Origin of the sequence: Amycolatopsis keratiniphila (genome assembly GCF_000400635.2) — a bacterium.
GTDB lineage: Bacteria > Actinomycetota > Actinomycetes > Mycobacteriales > Pseudonocardiaceae > Amycolatopsis > Amycolatopsis keratiniphila.
Genome location: NC_021252.1, coordinates 2,860,223 through 2,879,569, shown reverse-complemented (window position 1 = coordinate 2,879,569; position 19,347 = coordinate 2,860,223). Strand labels below are relative to the sequence as shown.

General features: G+C 70.0%; 18 protein-coding genes. 4 read left to right on the top strand and 14 right to left on the bottom strand.

The window, feature by feature from the left end:
• Positions 1-69: 69 nt before the first annotated feature.
• The 4 genes from AORI_RS54500 to AORI_RS83300 form a co-directional block, all read right to left on the bottom strand.
• A complete protein-coding gene (locus AORI_RS54500) occupies positions 70-378 on the bottom strand; it encodes a hypothetical protein (protein ID WP_016333063.1) in 309 nt (102 codons plus the stop codon).
• Positions 375-773 (bottom strand): DUF948 domain-containing protein, encoded by a 399-nt coding sequence (locus AORI_RS54495; RefSeq protein ID WP_007031187.1) that lies wholly within the window; start codon positions 771-773, stop codon positions 375-377. The genes AORI_RS54500 and AORI_RS54495 overlap by 4 nt, the downstream gene beginning before the upstream one ends.
• Before the next feature lie 84 nt (positions 774-857).
• Positions 858-2,957 carry a bifunctional polysaccharide deacetylase/glycosyltransferase family 2 protein gene (locus tag AORI_RS54490; RefSeq protein ID WP_228688347.1) on the bottom strand — a complete coding sequence of 700 codons (2,100 nt, stop codon included), beginning with the start codon at positions 2,955-2,957 and terminating at the stop codon, positions 858-860.
• A 34-nt stretch (positions 2,958-2,991) separates the two neighbouring features.
• Positions 2,992-3,480 carry a hypothetical protein gene (locus tag AORI_RS83300; RefSeq protein WP_123798377.1) on the bottom strand — a complete coding sequence of 163 codons (489 nt, stop codon included), beginning with the start codon at positions 3,478-3,480 and terminating at the stop codon, positions 2,992-2,994.
• A gap of 154 nt (positions 3,481-3,634) precedes the next feature.
• Between AORI_RS83300 and AORI_RS54480 the strand changes: the two genes are divergently transcribed.
• From AORI_RS54480 to AORI_RS54465, 4 genes are all read left to right on the top strand, one after another.
• Positions 3,635-5,713: a phosphocholine-specific phospholipase C gene (locus AORI_RS54480; RefSeq protein WP_043848019.1), complete on the top strand. Its 2,079-nt coding sequence runs from the start codon at positions 3,635-3,637 to the stop codon at positions 5,711-5,713.
• Positions 5,714-5,816: 103 nt separating this feature from the next.
• Positions 5,817-6,479 carry a VOC family protein gene (locus AORI_RS54475; protein WP_016333059.1) on the top strand — a complete coding sequence of 221 codons (663 nt, stop codon included), beginning with the start codon at positions 5,817-5,819 and terminating at the stop codon, positions 6,477-6,479.
• Positions 6,480-6,495: 16 nt separating this feature from the next.
• Entirely contained in the window at positions 6,496-7,569 is a 1,074-nt protein-coding gene (locus AORI_RS54470) for a hypothetical protein (protein WP_043848724.1), read from the top strand.
• Between the two features lie 125 nt (positions 7,570-7,694).
• Positions 7,695-10,073: a chitinase C-terminal domain-containing protein gene (locus tag AORI_RS54465; protein WP_016333057.1), complete on the top strand. Its 2,379-nt coding sequence runs from the start codon at positions 7,695-7,697 to the stop codon at positions 10,071-10,073.
• Between the two features lie 97 nt (positions 10,074-10,170).
• Here AORI_RS54465 and AORI_RS54460 read toward each other — a convergent pair whose 3' ends face one another.
• The 10 genes from AORI_RS54460 to AORI_RS54415 are packed head-to-tail and all read right to left on the bottom strand — an operon-like array spanning position 10,171 to position 19,340.
• Entirely contained in the window at positions 10,171-10,749 is a 579-nt protein-coding gene (locus tag AORI_RS54460) for a 1,2-dihydroxy-3-keto-5-methylthiopentene dioxygenase (protein ID WP_016333056.1), read from the bottom strand.
• Complete coding sequence (mtnB, locus tag AORI_RS54455; protein ID WP_016333055.1) at positions 10,746-11,378, bottom strand: methylthioribulose 1-phosphate dehydratase; 633 nt, start codon at positions 11,376-11,378, stop codon at positions 10,746-10,748. Before mtnB ends, AORI_RS54460 begins: the two co-directional genes overlap by 4 nt.
• Positions 11,375-12,091: an acireductone synthase gene (mtnC, locus tag AORI_RS54450; RefSeq protein WP_016333054.1), complete on the bottom strand. Its 717-nt coding sequence runs from the start codon at positions 12,089-12,091 to the stop codon at positions 11,375-11,377. The genes mtnB and mtnC overlap by 4 nt, the downstream gene beginning before the upstream one ends.
• Complete coding sequence (locus tag AORI_RS54445) at positions 12,088-13,098, bottom strand: translation initiation factor eIF-2B alpha/beta/delta subunit family protein (RefSeq protein ID WP_016333053.1); 1,011 nt, start codon at positions 13,096-13,098, stop codon at positions 12,088-12,090. The genes mtnC and AORI_RS54445 overlap by 4 nt, the downstream gene beginning before the upstream one ends.
• Entirely contained in the window at positions 13,098-14,228 is a 1,131-nt protein-coding gene (locus AORI_RS54440; RefSeq protein WP_016333052.1) for an acyl-CoA dehydrogenase family protein, read from the bottom strand. The genes AORI_RS54445 and AORI_RS54440 overlap by 1 nt, the downstream gene beginning before the upstream one ends.
• Positions 14,225-14,953, bottom strand: a complete 729-nt coding sequence (locus tag AORI_RS54435; protein ID WP_016333051.1) for a nucleoside phosphorylase — start codon at positions 14,951-14,953, stop codon at positions 14,225-14,227. The genes AORI_RS54440 and AORI_RS54435 overlap by 4 nt, the downstream gene beginning before the upstream one ends.
• The gene (locus tag AORI_RS54430; RefSeq protein ID WP_016333050.1) at positions 14,950-15,807 is read right to left on the bottom strand and encodes an ABC transporter permease; all 858 of its coding nucleotides are present in this window, start codon (positions 15,805-15,807) and stop codon (positions 14,950-14,952) included. The genes AORI_RS54435 and AORI_RS54430 overlap by 4 nt, the downstream gene beginning before the upstream one ends.
• Entirely contained in the window at positions 15,804-16,808 is a 1,005-nt protein-coding gene (locus AORI_RS54425; protein ID WP_016333049.1) for an ABC transporter permease, read from the bottom strand. The genes AORI_RS54430 and AORI_RS54425 overlap by 4 nt, the downstream gene beginning before the upstream one ends.
• Complete coding sequence (locus AORI_RS54420; RefSeq protein ID WP_228688346.1) at positions 16,805-18,322, bottom strand: ABC transporter ATP-binding protein; 1,518 nt, start codon at positions 18,320-18,322, stop codon at positions 16,805-16,807. Before AORI_RS54420 ends, AORI_RS54425 begins: the two co-directional genes overlap by 4 nt.
• Positions 18,303-19,340, bottom strand: a complete 1,038-nt coding sequence (locus AORI_RS54415) for a BMP family ABC transporter substrate-binding protein (RefSeq protein ID WP_016333047.1) — start codon at positions 19,338-19,340, stop codon at positions 18,303-18,305. Before AORI_RS54415 ends, AORI_RS54420 begins: the two co-directional genes overlap by 20 nt.
• Between the last annotated feature and the right edge of the window lie 7 nt (positions 19,341-19,347).

The following is a 19,347-nucleotide window of genomic DNA, read 5'->3' as shown; positions in this document are numbered from 1 at the left end:
TCGCGCGAAGGCGCTGGGAATGCGGACAGGCGGGAACGGCGAAGGGCTGGGCTTCCGGACGCGGCCGGATCAGCCCTCCGCCCGGCGAGCTCGCCGGACCGGGCGCCGCGACGACGCCGCGTGCCTGCCCTCGGTCACGGGGGCCGTGCTCAAGCCGGTCCGTTCGGACACCATGTCGTGCAACTCCTGTTCCCGCTCGCTCATCCCGGCGCGGACCTCCGCGCCGAACGAACCGACGGCGCCCGCGAGTTCCCGCACGGCGTCGCCCAGGTTCGAGGCTAACCCCGCGGGCGTGGCCTGGCGAGCGGTTTCCGTCGCTTTGCGTGATAGGGCGACGCCGGCGACCACGCCGACGCCGAGCCAGAACAGGCGCTTCATTTGCGGCCTCGCTTCTTCGCCGGTCGGGACGCCTTCGCTTCCGCCTTCTTCCGGCGGGCCTTGATGGCCTTGCTGAGGCCGTAGGACAGCGCGGCCGTCTTCACCAGCGGCCCGCCGAGCGTCGCGGTGAACACCGACGACAGCGCGGACACGTTGCCGGACACGGCCTGCGCGTTGGCCGTGATGCCGTCGACCCGCTCCAGCTGCGTGTTGACGTGCGTGATCGTCTCGTTCGCACCGATCAGCAGCGGGTCGGTGTTCTCGTGCGCCTTGCGGATGGCGATCGTGGCCTCGTCCAGGGTCCGGCCGAGCTTGAACAGCACGATCGCCAGCAGCACGACGAGTACGACGAATGCTCCTGCGGCGATCAGCGCGGCGATCTGCCCTGCCGACACGGGCCCTCCTCAAGGGTCTGCGGTCTTGGTGCACGTGAGGTTACCGCGCAGGCGGCCTTCCGGCGGTGCCACCCCGCCGGACGGTCACTCAGCGTCCACAAGTGACCTCGGTGGAGCGCTCTGGCCGAGGCGGTCGAGTTTGTGCCAGGGCAGCCGGGCACCCGCCAGCGCCGTCATCACCGACTGGATGACCACGAGGTACATCAGCTGGCGGTAGACGAACTGTTGCAGGGGAAGGAAAAGCAGCGGGCGCAGCGATTCCCGGTCGAGCCGGAAGGCGATCACGCCCGGGACCAGCTGCAGCAGCAGGAACACCGACCAGTACAGCAAGGCCGTCTTCCAGTCCCCGGTCAGCACGCCGAAGAGGGCGGCGACGTCGACGAACGGCCCGAGCACGGGCAGTGCCACCTGGAACAGCAGCAGATACGGGATGCCGCGGCGGCCGAGCCTGCCCGCCGCACCCTTGGCGACGACCGCGCCCCGATGCTTCCAGATCGCCTGGAGCGTGCCGTAGCACCACCGGTAGCGCTGTTTCCACAGCTGTCCCAGCGTCGCGGGCGCCTCGGTCCAGGCGCGGGCCTCCTGTTCGTAGACCACCCGCCAGCCGTCGCGCTCCAGAGCCATCGTGAGGTCGGTGTCCTCGGCGAGGGTGTCCTCGGGGACGCCGCCGAGCGCGAGCACCGCCGACCGGCGGAAGGCCCCGACCGCGCCGGGCACCGTCGGCATGCACTCGCCGACGTCGTACATCCGCCGGTCGAGGTTGAAGCCGATGACGTATTCGATGTGCTGCCAGCGGCCGAGCAGCCCGCCGCGGTTGGCGACCTTGGCGTTGCCCGAGACCGCACCGACGGACGGGTCCGCGAACGGCTGGATCACCGCGCCGACGGTGCCGGGTTCGAGCACGGTGTCGCCGTCGACCATGACCACCAGTTCGGTGCGGGCGGCGGCGAGGCCGGTGTTGAGCGCGGCCGGTTTGCCCGCGTTCCGTTGCCGGATCAGCGTGACCCGGCGCAGGGCGAGCCGCTCGACGACGTCGGCGGTGCCGTCGGTGGACCCGTCGTCGACGACGATCACCCAGGTCGGATGGTGGTCGGAGGCGAGGATCGAGCGGATGGTCGCCTCGATCCCGGCCGCCTCGTTGTAGGCGGGGACGATCACGGTCACCGGCTCCCGCACCGGCGGGCGCGACGGCGCGGTCCTGCCCCGCCGGACGTGGATCGCCGTGGTGACCAAGACCAGGACGGTGCGCAGGAGGGCGAGCACACTCGCCGCGACCAGCAACCAGCCCAAGGCCGTCGAGAGGGCTTCGCCCGTCTGGACGGCGGCGATCAGGAGCCAGCCGCCGAAGCGGGTCAGCCCGTCCACTCCGGCCGTGGTCCCGCTGAGCCCGGCCGCCCCGCTGACGGTGTCGAACCGCCAGCCCTTGGCCTTGAGCTCGGGGATCACGCGGTCGAGCGCGGCGAGGGTCTCCGACCGGTCGCCGCCCGCGTCGTGCAGGAGGACGACGGCGCCGTCGTCCGTCCGCGGGGTGATCGCGGCGGAGATGGCGTCGACGCCGGGCCGCTGCCAGTCCCGTGAGTCGAGTTCGGACAGCACGATCAGCCTGCCCTCGCCGCCGAGGCGGCTCGCCGCCCGCCAGCCCGCGTCGTCCACCGCGTCGGCGGTCGAGGAATAAGGCGGCCGGACCAGTGAGGTCCCCGTCCCCGCGGCACCGGCGATGGCGAGGTCGGTGGCGCGGAGTTCGATCTGCGCCCGGACGTCCCCTGCGGCGCCGAGGTCGGTGTGGGTGGCGGTGTGGTTCCCGAGTTCGTGGCCACGGTGGACGATGTCCGCCGTCAGCCCGGGATGACGCGTCACCTGCCCGCCCGTCACGAAGAACGTGGCGTGGATCCCGTGCCGGGCGAGGACGTCGAGGATCCGTGGCGTCCACTCCGGATCGGGACCGTCGTCGAAGGTGAGCGCCACCGTCTTCGGCCGGAGCCGGGAGGTGACGGGCTCGGCTCCGCGCGGGTCGATGATCGGGCCGCCGTCGCGTACCGCGGCCGGGACCGCCGCGCCGCCCTCTGTCGTGTGCGTCCCGTCGGCGGCGAACCGGCCGCCGACCAGGGCGGTCAATCCCAGCAGGACGGTGACGGCGAACAGCAGGGTCGCCAGGAGCGCCCAATGTGCCTTGGGCGGCGGCAATCGCCGATGGTGGGGCAAGTGGATTTCCTCGGGGTCAGTGCCCGTTGCCGGGTGGCGCGGTCCTCGTCTGTCCCGGCGGGGCGTCGGGCGCGCGGCTGTTGCGGCGGTCGGCGCCCGGCGAGGAGGTGCTCGTGAGCCCCGGTGGCGTCGTCCTGGACGAGGCGGGGTTCACCGGCGTGGTCCGGCCGGCGCTCGTGTCCACCGGCGCACGCTCGGTGGCGGGCGCATCGGCCGGGTCCGCCCGCGAAGATGTGGACCTGGGGCCGGACGAAGTCGTCTCGGACGGCGGCTCGGTGGTCGCCGAGGGCGCGGGCGGAGGCGCGGGGATCAGCGCGGAAGGCAGGGTCGGCGCCCCGAAAAGCGCCGCCGTGAGAAGGATCCCATAGCCGACGACGACCGCGCAGGCACCGATCGCGATCCGCCGGACGACGGTGCGGCGACGGCCGCTGGGGTCGACGAACACCGGTCTCGCGGGGTCTCCCCCGCTCTCGTTTTCGTTGTGATGATCAGGAAACACGGCCATCCAGGGGTTCGTACGGGCGGCATACTCTAAACACAGCGACGGCCCGGGACCAAGCCCGGAACGGCGGATCGACGCGGTGTCACCACCCGGCTACGACTCCGAGTCGACCTGTTCGGTTCTTGTGACGTTCATGTTCCTGGGACAAGGTTCCGGCATGCCTGAACTGTCACGCCGTACGTTGCTGGGCGCCACCGGCGCCGCGGCCGCCACCACGCTTCTCCCGCCGTCCGTGCACGCCGCCATGGCCGAACCCATGCGGCGGGGCGGGCTCGACGCCATCGAGCACGTGATCGTGCTCATGCAGGAGAACCGGTCGTTCGACCACTACTACGGCAGCCTGCGCGGTGTCCGTGGCTTCTCCGACCCGCGACCGCTCGAACTGCCGTCGGGGAGATCGGTGTTCGAGCAGCCGAATCCCGCCGGTGGCACGGTGCTGCCGTTCTCGGTGCGCAAGGCGGCCGAACTCGCCGGCCGGAACGCGGACGACATCCAGTACCTCGGCGACCTCGACCACAGCTGGAACGGCAGCGGCAAGGCGTGGGCGCGCGGCTGGAACAACGGCTGGATCGCGGCGAAGACGCCCGCCACCATGACTTACTACGAGCGCCGCGACATCGCGCTGCAGTACGAACTCGCGGACACGTTCACCATCTGCGACGCCTACCACTGCTCGATCTTCGGTTCCACGAACCCGAACCGGAACTTCCTGTGGACCGGCACGACGGGATTCGAACCGGGCAGCACGACCAACCGCGCGGTGACGAACGCGGCGTACTCCTACGACCACAAGGGCTACGACTGGACGACGTACCCGGAGCGCCTCGAAGCCGCCGGCGTGCCGTGGCAGATCTATCAGGAGTGGGACAACTTCACCGACAACGCGGTCGAGTACTTCGTGCCGTTCAAGAAGGTCGGCACGAAGATCCTCGCCTCGGTCGAGGAGAAGTTCCGCACCACCGAGGAGTTCTACGACGCGCTGCCCAAGAAGACCGCCGAGGAGCGCGCGAAACTGCTGGCGCAGTTCGACGCCGGGGTCGCCAAGCTGACGCCCGCCGAGCGGAATCTGTTCACGAAGGCGATGTACCGCAGCGAGCCGGAGACACTGGTGACCCGGCTCAAGGCGGACATCCAGGCGAGGCGGCTGCCCGCGGTGAGCTGGCTGGTGCCGTCCGCGAAGGACTCCGAGCACCCCGGCGCGTCCACTCCGGTCGGCAGCGCGAACCTGATCTACCGCGTGCTCGACGCGCTGGCCTCCGACCGCGAAACGTGGTCGAAGACGGTGCTGCTGATCAATTTCGACGAGAACGACGGGTATTTCGACCACGTCCCGCCGCCGATGCCGCCCGGGAACGCGGCGAACGACGCGGACCACTTCAACGGCCAGCCGCTCGGTTTCGGCCCGCGCGTGCCGATGACGGTCGTCTCGCCGTGGTCGATCGGCGGCCACGTCGATTCCACCGTGTACGACCACACCTCGGTGCTGCGGTTCCTCGAGCGCTGGACCGGGATCGCCGAGCCGAACATCAGCAAGTGGCGGCGGACCGTCGCGGGCGACCTCACCGGCGCCTTCGACTTCTCGCGCGCCGGTCGTCAGCCGCGGGTGAACCGGCCCGGCCCTGTGCCCGCGCCGATCAGCCGCTGGCGGCCGTCCGCCCCGGCGGAGCAGAGTCTGCCCGTGGCCGAACCCGGCAACCGGCCGTCCCGCCCGCTGCCATACCAGGTTTCGGTGTCCGGCGCGGTCGACAAAGCGGGAAATCTGGCGCTTTCGCTGGCCAACAGCGGCTCTTCCTCGGCGCATTTCGCGCTGTACCCGTACAAAGGCGAGTTCGCCGAGCCCGCGCACCGCGATGTGCGCGGCGAGGCACCGGAACTCGTGAAGCTGCCCGGTGACGAGTACCGCGTCGTCGTACAGGGCCCGAACCGGTCGTGGTGGGAACTGCGCGGGAGCCGGTCCGGGGCCGCCGCCGGCGTCGATGTCCGGACACGGTTCCTGACGTGGCGCTCGGGCGTCGAATTCAAGCTGTCCAACTCGGGCACTTCGGCGCTGACGCTGCGGCTGTCGTCCTCACGCTTCACGCGGGTCGTGCGGGTCGGGGCCGGACGTTCGGTCACGGTCGACTGGCCGGTTTCCGGCGGCTGGTACGACGTTCGCGTGACGGCGGACGGAGATCCGTCGTTCCTGCGGACGCTGACCGCGCGGGTGGAGAACGGACGTCCCGGCGTCTCCTGCTGACCGTTCCGTGAAGGCCTCCTTCCCTACCCTGAGAGTAGGGAAGGAGGCCTTCACGGACCTTAATCGGGTTGCGTACCGGCCGCCGCTGTTCTTAGCGTCGCTTATGACCGCCACCCTGCACGCGCTCCGCATCGCCGCGCACGATCCGCACGCTCTCGAACGGTTCTGGTCCGGACTGCTCGGCCGGGCGATCGAGGAGACCGGTTTCCGGCTGAGTTTCGTGCGAAGCGACGAACCGAAGACCCGTCAGAACCAGATGCATTTCGACCTGACGAGCGAGTCGCTGGAGGACCAGCGCCGGACGGTCGCGAAGGCACTCGAACTCGGCGGACGGCACATCGACGTCGGCCAGCTTCCCGAAGAGAAGCACGTCGTGCTCGCCGACCCCGAGGGCAACGAGTTCTGCGTCATCGAGCCGGGCAACGACTTCCTCGCCGAATGCGGTTTCGTCGGCGCCGTCGCGAGCGACGGTTCGCAGGAGGTCGGCTACTTCTGGAGCAAGGCGCTCGGCTGGCCGCTGGTGTGGGACCAGGACCAGGAGACCGCCATCCGCTCGCCGCACGGTGGCCCGAAGATCACCTGGGGCGGTCCGCCGTTCACGCCGAAGACGGGACCGAACCGGCTGCGTTTCGTTTTGACCGGCCCGCTTTCCGAAGTCGAGCGGCTGGTTTCGCTCGGCGCTGCCCGGCTCGGCGCCGGGCGCGACGGACAGGTGGAGATGGCGGATCCCGACGGGAACGAGTTTTCTGTCATGGTGCCCCGCTAACCTCCGCCGTGTGGACATGAGAGCAGTGACCCGAAGCCTCATCGCCGACGACTACATCAGCCCCTGGGATCTGCAAGACGCCGGGCCGGAAGACTTTCCCGAACTGCACGAGATCCGGCGCACCGGTGATCAGGCGCAGCGCAACGCGGCACGCGCCCTGCTGTTCGCCTTGGGCGGCCCCGAAGCGCTCGGCGAGTACGACCTCGCCCTCGTCCGCCGACTGATCCAGGGCAAGCTCGCCGACGATGTTCCCGTCGCGATGCAGGCCTGCGAGTTCTGGTACGCCATCCCGACCGCGGACCAGGCGGCGGTGCTCGACGCGTTCGGCCTGTCCGATCCGGAACCGGTGACCATGTCGCTGGGCACGGAAATCTGGCACCAACGCCATTTCGGTCCTGGGCATCAGCGATGCGCGCGGGTCTACGTGAGTCCCGCGCTCGACGGGTGGACGCTCGTCTTCGGCGGTCCGTCGGAGGACGCGCACCCCGCGGACGTCACCGACGAAAGCTCCTGGAGCAGCGAGCCGCGTGAGCATTATCAAGCCATGCTCGCGAACGAGAAAGTCTGGCGCCGCGTGGTTCGCGACAGGTGCGCGGAGCTGAGCCGTAAGTTCGGCGAAGCCCATCACTACTACCGCAGCCACGGCGACTCCATGACCTCGTGGTGCGTCGCTGAAAACGGCTCACTGGTCCGGTTCTACGACAACGCCGCGCCGGAGGAGTCGGTCGGCGCCCTCCCGGCCGAGAACGACTACCTGCTCCCCCATGAAGACGCGCCGTTGCCCGAAGGCTGGGCCGACGACATCCACCACACCGAGGATCCCCTGGACTGGCAACGAGAATTCGTCCGCCGTTACCGGCGTTTGAAGACGGAGATCGGGTTCCCGGACCACTGCGACGCGGACACGATCGCCGAAGCGGTGTCGGTCCACCCCGGCAAGATCGGGCCGCACACCCGCGTCGAAGGAAACGGGGTCATAGCCCTCACGGGATGTGGCCGGCGTTATGGCCATCCGAGAACCCTTTTGCGGGGCCTGACTTACACCCCGCCGCCGGACCGGCTCACACTCCTCGACGAGGACCGGACCTGACGGACCACAGGTACGCTCCGCCGTACGACACAGGATGGAAATTGGTCTACACCTATTGACGCGCGCCAGGTCGGCGGCTCAAGCTGCTGTGACCGAGGGCCATCTTCCACTGTCGGAGGTTCGGCGTGCCAAGGAGAACCAGGAAACTACTCCCCCTGCTGGCGTCGCTCATCACGCTGGCCGGACTCATGATCGTCGTCATCAGCCCGTCCACGTCGAGCGCGGCAGGCCACGAGGACTGCCGCCCCGACGGGCTGTACCGGACACCCGGCGTCGACACCCCCTACTGCACCGTCTACGACACGAACGGCCGGGAATCACTGGGGCAAGGGCATTCCCGCCGCGTGATCGGCTACTTCACCAGCTGGCGCACCGGGAAGAACGGCGCGCCCGCGTATCTGGCGAGCAACATCCCGTGGACCAAGGTCACCCACCTCAACTACGCGTTCGCCCATGTCGACGCGCAGAACAAGGTGTCGGTCGGCGCCGCGGGCCCGAACAACGAGTCCATCGGCATGGAATGGCCGGGCGTGCCCGGCGCAGAGATGGATCCCTCGTTGCCCTACAAGGGGCATTTCAATCTGCTGAACAAGTACAAGAAGCAGCACCCGAACGTGAAGTCGCTGATTTCGATCGGTGGCTGGGCCGAGACCGGTGGCTTCCTGAACCCGGACGGCACGCGCAACGCGTCGGGCGGGTTCTACAAGATGACGCAGAGCCAGGCCAGCATCGACACCTTCGCGGATTCCGTCGTGAAGTTCCTGCGCGACTACGGATTCAACGGCGCGGACATCGACTACGAGTACGCGACGTCGGCGAACTACGCCGGAAACCCGGACGACTACTGGATCGCACAGGCCAACCGGGGCACTCTCTGGGCGGGCTACGAGAACCTGATGCGCACGCTGCGCCACAAGATCGACCAGGCGGGCGCCGCCGACGGCAAGCACTACCTGCTGACCGCGGCCGTCCCCGCGTCCGGCTGGCTGCTGCGCGGCCAGGAGGTCTACGGCGTCACGCAGTATCTCGACTACGCCAACATGATGAGCTACGACCTGCACGGCGCGTGGAACCAGTTCGCCGGGCCGAACGCCGCGCTCTACGACAACGGCAAGGACGCGGAACTCGCGCACTGGCAGGTGTACACGACCCCGCAGTACGACGGGCAGGGCTATCTCAACACCGACTGGGCGTATCACTACTTCCGCGGCGCCATGCAGGCGGGCCGGATCAACATCGGCGTCGGGTTCTACACCCGCGGCTGGCAAGGCGTTTCCGGCGGGACGAACGGTTTGTGGGGCACCGCTCCACTGCCGGACCAGAAACAGTGTCCACCGGGAACCGGATCCCACGTCGGCTCGACGGTGCCGTGCGGCAACGGCGCGATCGGCATCGACAACCTCTGGCACGACATGAGCCTGACGGGCGCCGAGGTACCGGCGGGCGCGAACCCCATGTGGCATGCGAAGAACCTCGAGAACGAGATCACCCCGGACTACCTGGAGAAGTACGGGCTGGACCCGAAGAACAACCCCAAGGACCGGCTCTCCGGCTCCTACAACAGGTTCTACGACAACACGATGGTGACGCCGTGGCTGTGGAACAACGACAAGAAGGTGTTCCTGTCCACTGAGGACGAAGAGTCGCTCGCCACGAAGGCCAAGTACGTGGCCGACAAGGGTATCGGCGGCATCATGATCTGGGAGCTGGCGGGCGACTACGCCTTCGACAGCGCCAAGGGTCAGTACTTCATGGGCGACACGCTGATCACGAAGATCAACGACGGCCTGCGCGGCGCCGCGCCGTACGGCAACGTCAAATCGCCGCGTCCCGCGCCTTCGTCGGTGCTGAACGCGCACGTCAACCTGACCGGATTCGCGCTGGGCGACGCGAACTACCCGATCACCCCGCGGATGCGCATCACCAACAATTCGACCACCACCATCCCCGGTGGGACGAAGATCGAATTCGATTACGGCACGAGCGCGCCCGGCAGCATGTCCGACCAGTCCGGCTTCGGCCTGACGGTCACCAGCAAGGGCCACAGCGGGCCCAACGTCGGCGGGATGAAGGGAGACTTCCAGCACGTCGCGGTGACCGTGCCCAGCTGGCAGAACATCGCCCCGGGCGCCACGGTCGAGATCCGGCTGAACTACTACATGCCGATCGCGTCGCCGTCGAACTTCACGTTCACCTTCGGCGGGACGACCTACGCGATCGCGTCGGACAACCCGCGTGGCGGCGGCACCCCGCCGACGACCACGACCACACCGACGACGGGAACCACGACCACGACCACCAGCCCGACCACCACGACCCGGACGACCACCACCACGCCGACGACAACCACCTCGGTGCCATCGGATGCCTGGAAGCCGGGTGTCGACTACGCCACCGGCGCCAGGGTGACCTACAACGGCACGGCGTACGTGTGCCGGCAGGGCCACCGGTCGCTGACCGGCTGGGAGCCGCCGAACGTGCCCGCCCTCTGGGCACCGGCCTGATCGACCCCGGCAGCGCGTCCGGATATGTCATGAAAGGGTCGTTCAGGACAGGAAACGTCCTGAACGACCCTTTCATGACACCCGAGAGAAGCGATCCTCAATAACGCCCGGCGGTCAACTCGTCGAACCCCGGGAAGTCCCCCGCCAGCGTCGCGCCGGTGAAGTTCCCGACCCACCCGCCGTCGTCGTGGAAGAACCGGACGGACACGTAGTCGGGCCGCGTCCCCATGTCGAACCAGTGCGTGGTGTTCGCGGGCACGCTCAGCAGGTCCCCCGCCTCGCACAGCACCGCGTACACCTTGCCCCCGACGTGCAGATAGAACACGCCGGCCCCCCGCGCGAAGAAGCGGTCTTCGTCATCGTCGTGGGTGTGCTCGGCGAGGAACTTCTGCCGGGCTTCGGCGGCCGTGGCGGCCCAGCCGGGTTCGTCGGACGGGGTCATGCGGACGGCGTCCACGAACGTGTAACCCTCGGCCGCCGAGACCTTGGCGATCGGCTCCTCGTAGGCGGCCAGCACCTGTTCGGGCGTCACTTCGCGCGGCAGGTCCTCGACGAGGTCCCACCGTTCGAACCGGACGCCGAGCCGCCCCAGTTCGCCGGTGATCACGGCCGGATCCTCGGTCCTGAGCGCGATCTCGCCGGGCCGGTCGTCCGGCCATACGGTCAGCAGGGTCATCGCACTCCCCTTTCCTCTCCCACGAGTCTTGTCTCTACCCGGAACCGGAGCAACCACTCCAAACATTCCAGGCGATGACGCGCGTGGCGCAGGTCATCGCCCCAGACGTAGATCCCGTGCCGCGCGACGATCACCGCCGGCGTGTCCGCCCGGAACCCCGCCTCGAACGCGTCGCCGAGGACACGCATGTCCTGGCCGTTGGCGATCACCGGGATGGTCACCAGGTCGTCGTGCGCGGCGCGGCCGAAACCCTTGAGCATCTCCAGGTCCCGCAGTTCCACGCCGTCCGGCCAGTGCTCGGCGGCCACCACCGGCGCGAGCGCGTGCACGTGGACCACCGCGCCCGCGCCCGACACCGCCGCGATCCGGGCGTGCAGTCCCGCCTCGGCCGACGGCACCTTGTCCGGATGCGGCTGGTCCGCGACGGTCAGCCCGTCCTCGCCGACCACCACGACGTCGTCGCTGGTCAGCTCGCCTTTGTCCCGGCCGCTGACGGTGACCGCGACCCGCAGCGGGTCACGGTCCAGCACCACCGAGAGGTTGCCGGACGTGCCCCGCATCCAGCCCAGCCCGGCGAACCGGGCGGACTCCTCCGCCAGCGCGCGTCCGGCCAGTTCCAGCACACTCATCGAGGGACGACCTTGATCTCGTCGAACGTCCGGATCGTCCGGTGTGTCCCGAAATCCGCGTCGCCGAACGGTTCACCCTCGCGGGCGAGCCCGACGGTCTGCCAGCCGTCGGCCGCCGCGCCGTCGAGTTCGGCCGGGACGTCGGAGAAGAACACGATGTCACCCGGCTCGGCCTCCAGTGCGGAGGCGATCGCGCGGTACGACGGCGCCTCGCGCTTCGGACCGGCGTTGACGGTGTCGAAATGCCGCTCGAACAGGCCGGTGACGTCGCCGTCGGTGGTCCGCGAGAACGACGCGATCTGCCCGGCGACCGAACCGGACGAGAACACCGCGAGCCGCAGCCCGGACTCGTGCCACGACCGCAGGGCCGGGGCGACGTCGCCGAAGAACTCCGTCGTGAGGTCGCCCTCGGCGTACCCGCGCTGCCAGATGAGTCCCTGCAACGTCTTCAGCGGCGCGATCTTCTGGTCCGCGTCCATCCAGCCGTGCAGCACCCGCACGACGTCCACAGTGGACGCGTCCGCCGGGAGCCCGCCGAGTTCCTTGATCCGGGCGACGGCGTCGACGACCTCCGGATCCTCCGGGTGCTCGTCGATCCACGGGCCCAGCCGCGGGCGCGCGTAGTCGTAGAGGGTCACGTGCACGTAGCTGGTGGCGGTCAGCGTGCCCTCGATGTCGAGGACCACCCATCGGGCGGTCAGCGTTGCGGTCACTGGTTCGCTTCCCCTTCTGCGTAGTACTCGCGGAGCCGTCCGGGTTCGAAGGCCCCGCGGTCGGTCACCACCGTGGTCACGAAACGCGGTGGTGTCACGTCGAAAGCCGGATAGTGCCCACGGGCACGCTCGCCGGCGACGCGGTGCCCGAGCGCGCTCAGCACCTCGTCTCCGTCGCGGAATTCGATCGGCACGTCGGCGCCGGTCGGCGCGGCCTGGTCGGGCGCCTGGACCATGGCGTGGAACGGCACGCCGAACGCGTCCGCCGCCACCGCGAGCCCCAGCGTGCCGATCTTGTTGACGACGTGACCGTCCATGGTGACGCGGTCGGCCGCGGTCACCAGCGCGCCGACCTCGCCCGAGGCCAGCACCGCGGCCCCCATGCCGTCGGTGATCAGCCGGGTGTCGGCGCCCATCTCGGCGAGCGTCTCGGCGGTCAGCCGCGCGCCCTGCAGGTACGGCCGGGTTTCCGTGCAGAAGAAGGAGAACTCCTTGCTCTGCCGTCGCGCGGCGAGCACGAATTCGACGAGGTACAGATCCGCCCAGCAGTGCGTCAGCACGGTCGCCCCGTCCGGCACCAACGCGGCGGTGTGTTCGCCGAGCGCGCGGCTGCGCGACCGGTACAGCTCGTCACCCGCTCGCGCCCCGGCCGTCGCGGCCTCGACGAGGTCGCCCCCCGCTTTGTCCACTTCGGACAGCACGGCGGCGACGGCCTTGCGCAGATGGTTGTTGGTCTTGCGGGTCGCGACGATCCGCTCCCCCGCCCGCCGCAGGTACGCGCGCGGGTCCGCGTGCCCGGACGCCTCGCGCGCGGCGAGCACCATCGCGCCCAGCGCGGCGAAATACGGCCCGGACGACTGCGTGACCATGTCTTCGATGGCGACCGCGACCTCTTCCGAGGTCCGGCAGAGCACCCATTCCCGCTCGAACGGGAAGACCCGGCGGTCGAGGATGTGCACGCCTTCGTCGTCGAGGCGGACGCTTTCGGCGAGGATCGGCGGCGTCATCAGCTGTACCCCGAGAGGCACGGCGGGATCCCGTTGAGGAAGTGGTCGCCGACCTCGCGTGCCTTGTACGTCACGGGATCGTGCAGGGTCAGCGTGCGGGCGTTGCGCCAGAAGCGGTCGAAGCCGTATTTCGTCGCGGTGGCCCGCGCGCCGGTGAACTCGAAGACCTTGCTCGTGGTTTCGACGGCCGCCCGGCTCGCCACGATCTTCGCCGACGAGATGGCGATCGCCGCTTCGGCACGCTCGGCGGGGGTCAGGTCGAAGCCGCGTTCGTCGGCCTCGCCGAGCGCGGAAACCGCCGCGTCGACGGCGAATCCGGCCGCTCGCGCCGTCGCGACCAGCTCACCGTAGCCCGCCAGCGTGTACGGATCCTGCGTCGCTTTGTCCACATCGGACAGGGTCCAGGGCCGGGCGGTCTCCCGCGTGTACACGGCCGCGGCGTCGAGCGCGCCGAACGCGAGGCCGACGTACACCTGCGCCAGCATGAGCTGGAACCCGATCGCCGCCAGGGAGATCCGGGGCACCTTCGGATCGGACTGGTCCTCCGGCTGGGCGCCGAGCACGTCGTCGTGCGCGACGCGGACGGCCTCGAACCGCACCGCGCCGCTCGCGGTGAGCCGCTGGCCGATGTTGTCCCAGTCACCGGGGAAGGTGATCCCCTCGGCCCGCGCGTCGACGACGAAGGTCAGCTTCTCGCCGTTGTCGGTCCTGGTCGCGCTGACCACCAGCCGGTCGGCGACGGCCGCGCCGGTCGCGAAGGTCTTGGTGCCCTCGACGGTGAACCCGCCGTCCGCCGGGGTGAGGAGCAGGGCGGCGTCGAGCGGGTTGCTCACGCCGGCCCAGAACCAGCCCGGTTCGCCCGCCGCGCGCGGCCCGAACAGGCCGGTACGCCACAGCTGCAGGTAGTGGTAGCCGAGGAGATGGCCGACCGACGCGTCCGCTGCGGAGACGATGCGGGTGGCCTCGTTCGCGGCCGCCCAGCCCGCGGTGTCGAGCAAGGGCAGCAGCCCGGACTCGCGCAACAACGCGACCTCGGCGACGGGGAGCCGTCCGGCCAGATCACGCTCGGCGGCGTCCGCCGCCAAGGTGCCCGCCAGCTCGTGAGCCGCCTTACGCCACACTTCGGTCATTCCGCCCCTTCCACGTCGATGAGAGCGTCTAGCGCCACGCGAGTAGCCCTCGCCACTCCCTCGGCCACGACGTCGCGATGCGGGTCGTAGGCCGACGGGTCGGGGTGCTCGGGCCGCGCGTCGCCGTCGATCACGAGCACACCACCGGCCCGCAGGCCACGCAATGCCGCGAACACCAGCAACGTGGAGAGTTCCATCTCAATGGCGATCACCCGCGCGGCCAGGTACTCGGCCATCGGGAGGGTGAGCACCAGCGGGCTGAACGCGGCCCGCGTCCACACCACGCCCCGGTGCGCCTCCGGAGCCACGCGGCTCAGCGCCACCACGAGCTCAGGGGTGGCGAACGCCGGGTACTCCGGATGGATGAGCTGCTGGGTGACGCCGTCGTCGCGGACCGCCGCCTCCGCGATGACGAGGTCGCCATCGGTGATCCCCTCGGCCAGCGACCCGGCGGTGCCGAGCCGCAGGAACGTGCGGACGCCCGCTTCGGCCAGTTCGCCGAACTGGCACAACGCTCCGGGCCCGCCGACGCCGTGCGACGACACGACGACCGGGACGCCCTTCCACGTGCCGGTGTAGCTGCGGTACTCACGGTTCTGGCCGACGAGGACGGCGTCGGTCAGCGACCCGGCCACCGCGGTCGCGCGGTCGGGATCGCCCACGACCAGCGCGCGCGGCGGCAGTCCGTGCCGGGGGATCTTGGTGATGGGCAGGACGTCGCTCACGCGGGCTGTCCCTTCTTGCGCTTGAAATTGGACAGGAACAGCGCCACGAGCGTGACGACATACGGCGCGGCGTCGGTGGCCTGCTGCGGCAACCCGATGCCCTGGAGCCGGAAGCCGAACGCCTCGGCCAAGCCGAACAGGAGCGCCGCGAGCAGCACGCCGAACGGATGCGCGCGGCCCAGCATCACCGCCACGACGGCGATCCAGCCGCGGCCGGCGGTCATGTTCTCGGCGAAGAGCGTCACCGAGCCCAGCGCCAGTTGCGCGCCGCCGAGACCGCACAGCGCTCCCCCGGCGAGGATCACGCCGTAGCGGTACTTGGTGACGTTGACGCCGAGGCTGGACGCCGCCTCCGGGCGCTCCCCGACCCCGCGCAGCCGCAGCCCCCACGGATGCCGGTAGAGCAGCACCGCGAGCGCGGGCACGGCCAGCCAGGAGAGGTAGACCAGCAGCGACTGCCCCGGGATCGGGCCGAACTGGCCCAGACCTTGCAGCGACGGGTCGCTGAAGGAGCCTTCGGTGCCGAAGACGGTGCGGATGAGGAAGCTCGTCAGGCCGACCGCGAGCAGGTTGCTCGCGACGCCCAGCACGATCGGGTCGCCGTCGAAGGTGATCGAGCCGATCGCGAGGATCAGCGAGTAGGCCGTCGCCGCGATCACCGCCACGACGACGCCGATCCACGCGCTGCCGGTGTACCAGCTGCCGGCGACCGCGCCGAAGCAGCCGACCAGCAGCGAGCCTTCGAGGGAGATGTTGAAGACCCCGGCCCGCTGGCACAGCGCGCCCGCGAGCGCGGCGAACAGGATCGGCGTCAGCGCGGTGAGCGCCGAGGAGAACAGGCTCGCGTCGATCATGCGCGCCTCGCCTTCCGTTTGAAGACGCCCGAGGTCGCCGCGAGGAAGATGATCAGCACCGCCTGCAGGACCGCGGTGAGTTCGCGCGGGACCTGGGTGGCGCGTTCCATCGCGAACCCGCCGCTGGTCAGCGCCGCGAAGAAGACCGCCGCGAGCAGCGTGCCGAGTGGGCTCGCCCCGGCGAGCAGCGCCGCGAGCAGGCCGATCCAGGTGTACTGCGGCGTGATCAGCGCGCCGTCGATGAACCGGTACGGGAAACCGAGGACGGCGATCGCGCCGACCAGTCCGGCCGTCCCGCCCGAAGCGGCCAGCAGCCGAAGCGTGAGTTTCGGCCGGTCGATGCCGGCGTAGGCGGCGAACCGCGGCGCCCAGCCGGTCACCTTGGTCTCGAAACCGGCGGGCGTGCGGGCGTCGATCACCGTGTAGACCGCGATCACCGCCACCACCAGGAAGATCCCGGTCGTCACGCCGTCGATTTCGGGCAACCGCGCGCCTTCGGTCAGTTGCGGGCTCTGCGGCAGGCTGGAACCGGCGTCCTTCATCGGGAACCGCACCAGATAACCGGCGAACGACATCGCCGGATAGCTCAGCAGCAGCGTGCTGATCAGCAACGGGACGCCGAGCCGGTTCTCGCAGACCGCGGCCAGCGCGGCGTACGCGGCTCCGGCGGCGATGCCCGCGAGCAGCGCGAGGATCACCTTCACCGGACCAGGCCCGGGCACGTACAGGCCGACGGCGAGCGCGCTGATCGCGCCGAGCACCAGCTGGCCCTCACCACCGAGGTTCACCATGCCCGCGCGCAGCGGGATCGCGAGCGCCGTGGCCATCCCCGCGACGGGGACGGCGTAGGCGAGGGTGTCGCCGATTCCGTCGGGCCCGAACGCGCCGGAGACGATCGCGCCGTACGCCGCCAGCGGGTCGGTTCCGGTGGCCAGCAACAGGATCGCGCCGAGGACGAGCGCCGCGGCGACCGGGACGGCGATGAGACGGACGCGGCTCATCCGGCGCCTCCGGCCATCGCGAGCCCGACCGTGTGCTGATCGGCCTCGTCCTTCGTGAACTCCGCGACGATCCGGCCTTCGAACAGCACCAGCACCCGGTCCGACAACGCGAGGATCTCGCTGAGCTCGGCGGAGATCAGCAGGACGGCGTGCCCGGCGTCGCGATGGGCGACGAGCCTCGCGTGGATGTTCTCGATCGCGCCGACATCGACGCCGCGAGTGGGCTGTTCGACCAGCAGGAACGGCGCGTCGTGGGTGAGTTCACGGCCGAAGATCGCCTTCTGCTGGTTGCCACCGGACAGCGTGCCCATCGCGGCGGCGGGGCCGGACGCGCGGACGTCGTAGTCTTCGATGATCGCCGAGGCGTGGTCGTCGATCGCCTTGCGGCGCAGGAATCCTTTGCGCACCAACGGCCGCTTCCGGTGGAAGCCGACGGCCAGGTTCTCCCGGAGCCCCGCCGTGGGCGCCGAGCCGACCTCGGCGCGGTCTTCCGGGACGTGGGCCAGCCCGGCGTCCCGCCGTGCGCGGACCGACAGGCCATCGAGGCTCTGTCCATTGAGGACGATGGTTCCGCCGGTCTTCAGGAGACCGGTGATGGCGCCGGAGAGCTCGGCCTGCCCGTTGCCCGCGACCCCGGCGACGCCGACGATCTCCCCGGCCCGCACGGTCAGGGACACGTTGTCCAGCAACGGTTTTCCTTCCACACCGGGAACGGTCAGGGAACGGGCTTCGAGGACGGTCTCGCCGGGCGCCCCGGCCGGGTGAACGCGATCGAGGTCGACCTCGCGTCCGGTCATCGCCGCGGCGAGCCCGGCGGCGGTCTGGTCCGCCGTGCGGCCACGGGCGCTGACGCGGCCGTCACGCAGCACCGTGACGTGGTCGCTGACGGCGAGGACCTCCTGGAGTTTGTGCGACACCAGCAGGATCGTGCGATCCTCGGCGGCGAGTGCGCGCAGCACGCCGAACAGGCGCTCGGTCTCGGGCGGGGTCAGCACGGCGGTGGGTTCGTCGAGGATCAGCACTCCGGCGTCGCGGTACAGCAGTTTGAGGATCTCGACGCGCTGCCGAAGCCCGACTGGCAGGTCACGGACCCGGTCGCCGGGCCGCAGCCGCAGTTCGTGCCGTTCGATCAGTTCGGTGACGCGGGCCGTCGCCGCCTTGCGGTCCAGCAGGCCGCGGCGGGTCGGTTCGCTGCCGAACACGACGTTCTCGGTGACGGTGAGTTCGCCGAACAACGCGAACCCCTGCTGCACCATGCCGACACCGGCGTCGATGGCCTGCGCGGGCGAGCCGAAGGAGACTTCCTCGCCGTGTAGGGAGATCGTGCCTTCGTCGGGGCGATGCAGCCCGTAGAGCACGGACATGAGCGTCGATTTGCCCGCGCCGTTCTCCCCCATCAGGGCGTGGATCTCGCCCCTGCCGGCGTCGAGGTCGACGTGGTCGTTCGCGAGCACTCCGGGGAACCGCTTGACGATCCCCCGGAGTGAGACGGCGTCAGGATTTGGCGGGGTCATCGACGACGATCGCGCCCGAGATGATCTGGTCCCGCAGTTCGCCGACCTTGGCCAGCACGTCGGGGTGGCTCGCGACGACGCACTGCGAGGTCGCGGCGTCCGGCTCCAGCCCGGTCAGGGAGATGCCTTTCTCCTTGACACCATAGGACTTCGTCTCGCCGGTCTTGCCGCCGAGGATCGCGTCGACCCCGTCGCCGATGACGACGTTGGTGCGTTTGATGACGTTGTCCACGACCTGCCCGGGGCTGGCCGGGCACTGGTTGGCGTCGACTCCGAACGCGAAGAAGCCGACCTGTTTGGCCGCCTCGAACACCCCGAGGTTGCCCGCCGCGGAGGCCGCGCCCATGACGTGGTCGACACCCTGACCGGCGAGCGTGGCGGCCAGCGCCTTCGCCCGGGCGGGGTCGTTGAACGGGTTCGCGCCGCCGATGAACAGCGGCGCGAGGGTGGTGCCGGGCTTGGCCTTCTCGGCGCCCTGCCCGAACGGGATCGAGTACCGGCGGAACTGGGGCGCGTCGAGGACGACGACCGCGCCGACCTTGCCGCTCTTGCTCAGCAGCCCGGCTTCGGCGCCGGCGAGGTAGCTGCCCTCGTGCTCGCGGAAGGTCGCGCAGGTGACGTTCGGGAACGGTTTGGTGGTGCAGGAGTCCACGAACAGGAACTTCTGCTCGGGATTGCGCTCGGCCTCGGCGGCGATCGCGTCGGCGAAGTTGAAGCCGACGGCGACGATCACGGCGGGCTTCTCGCGCACCGCGGCCGCGAGGTTCTGCTGGATCGAGGCGGGATCGGTGCTCTGGTAGACCTTTTGCGTCCCGTTGTGCTTCTTGGCCGAGTCCTCGATGCCCTGGACGGCGAGCTTGAGGAAGTCGTTGACACCGACCGGGCTCGGCGTGATCAGGACCAGCGCGGGCCCGGCGGCGTTCTGCGCGGCCGGATCCTTGGCCGAGGCGTTGCACGCGGCGAGGAGCGTGACGGCGGAAACGGCCATGACGGCCCGCAGGAGGGTTCTCGGCGACATGTCCCGG

Bases quoted from the DNA above. Each gene is read 5' to 3' on its own strand.
- AORI_RS54480 (WP_043848019.1), top strand. From the start codon at position 3,635: ATGCCTGAACTGTCACGCCGTACGTTGCTGGGCGCCACCGGCGCCGCG.
- AORI_RS54470 (WP_043848724.1), top strand. From the start codon at position 6,496: ATGAGAGCAGTGACCCGAAGCCTCATCGCCGACGACTACATCAGCCCC.
- AORI_RS54475 (WP_016333059.1), top strand. From the start codon at position 5,817: ATGACCGCCACCCTGCACGCGCTCCGCATCGCCGCGCACGATCCGCAC.
- AORI_RS54445 (WP_016333053.1), bottom strand. From the start codon at position 13,098: ATGACGCCGCCGATCCTCGCCGAAAGCGTCCGCCTCGACGACGAAGGC.
- AORI_RS54500 (WP_016333063.1), bottom strand. From the start codon at position 378: ATGAAGCGCCTGTTCTGGCTCGGCGTCGGCGTGGTCGCCGGCGTCGCC.
- AORI_RS54415 (WP_016333047.1), bottom strand. From the start codon at position 19,340: ATGTCGCCGAGAACCCTCCTGCGGGCCGTCATGGCCGTTTCCGCCGTC.
- AORI_RS54460 (WP_016333056.1), bottom strand. From the start codon at position 10,749: ATGACCCTGCTGACCGTATGGCCGGACGACCGGCCCGGCGAGATCGCG.
- AORI_RS54425 (WP_016333049.1), bottom strand. From the start codon at position 16,808: ATGAGCCGCGTCCGTCTCATCGCCGTCCCGGTCGCCGCGGCGCTCGTC.
- mtnB (WP_016333055.1), bottom strand. From the start codon at position 11,378: ATGAGTGTGCTGGAACTGGCCGGACGCGCGCTGGCGGAGGAGTCCGCC.
- AORI_RS54430 (WP_016333050.1), bottom strand. From the start codon at position 15,807: ATGATCGACGCGAGCCTGTTCTCCTCGGCGCTCACCGCGCTGACGCCG.
- AORI_RS83300 (WP_123798377.1), bottom strand. From the start codon at position 3,480: ATGGCCGTGTTTCCTGATCATCACAACGAAAACGAGAGCGGGGGAGAC.
- AORI_RS54420 (WP_228688346.1), bottom strand. From the start codon at position 18,322: ATGACCCCGCCAAATCCTGACGCCGTCTCACTCCGGGGGATCGTCAAG.
- AORI_RS54440 (WP_016333052.1), bottom strand. From the start codon at position 14,228: ATGACCGAAGTGTGGCGTAAGGCGGCTCACGAGCTGGCGGGCACCTTG.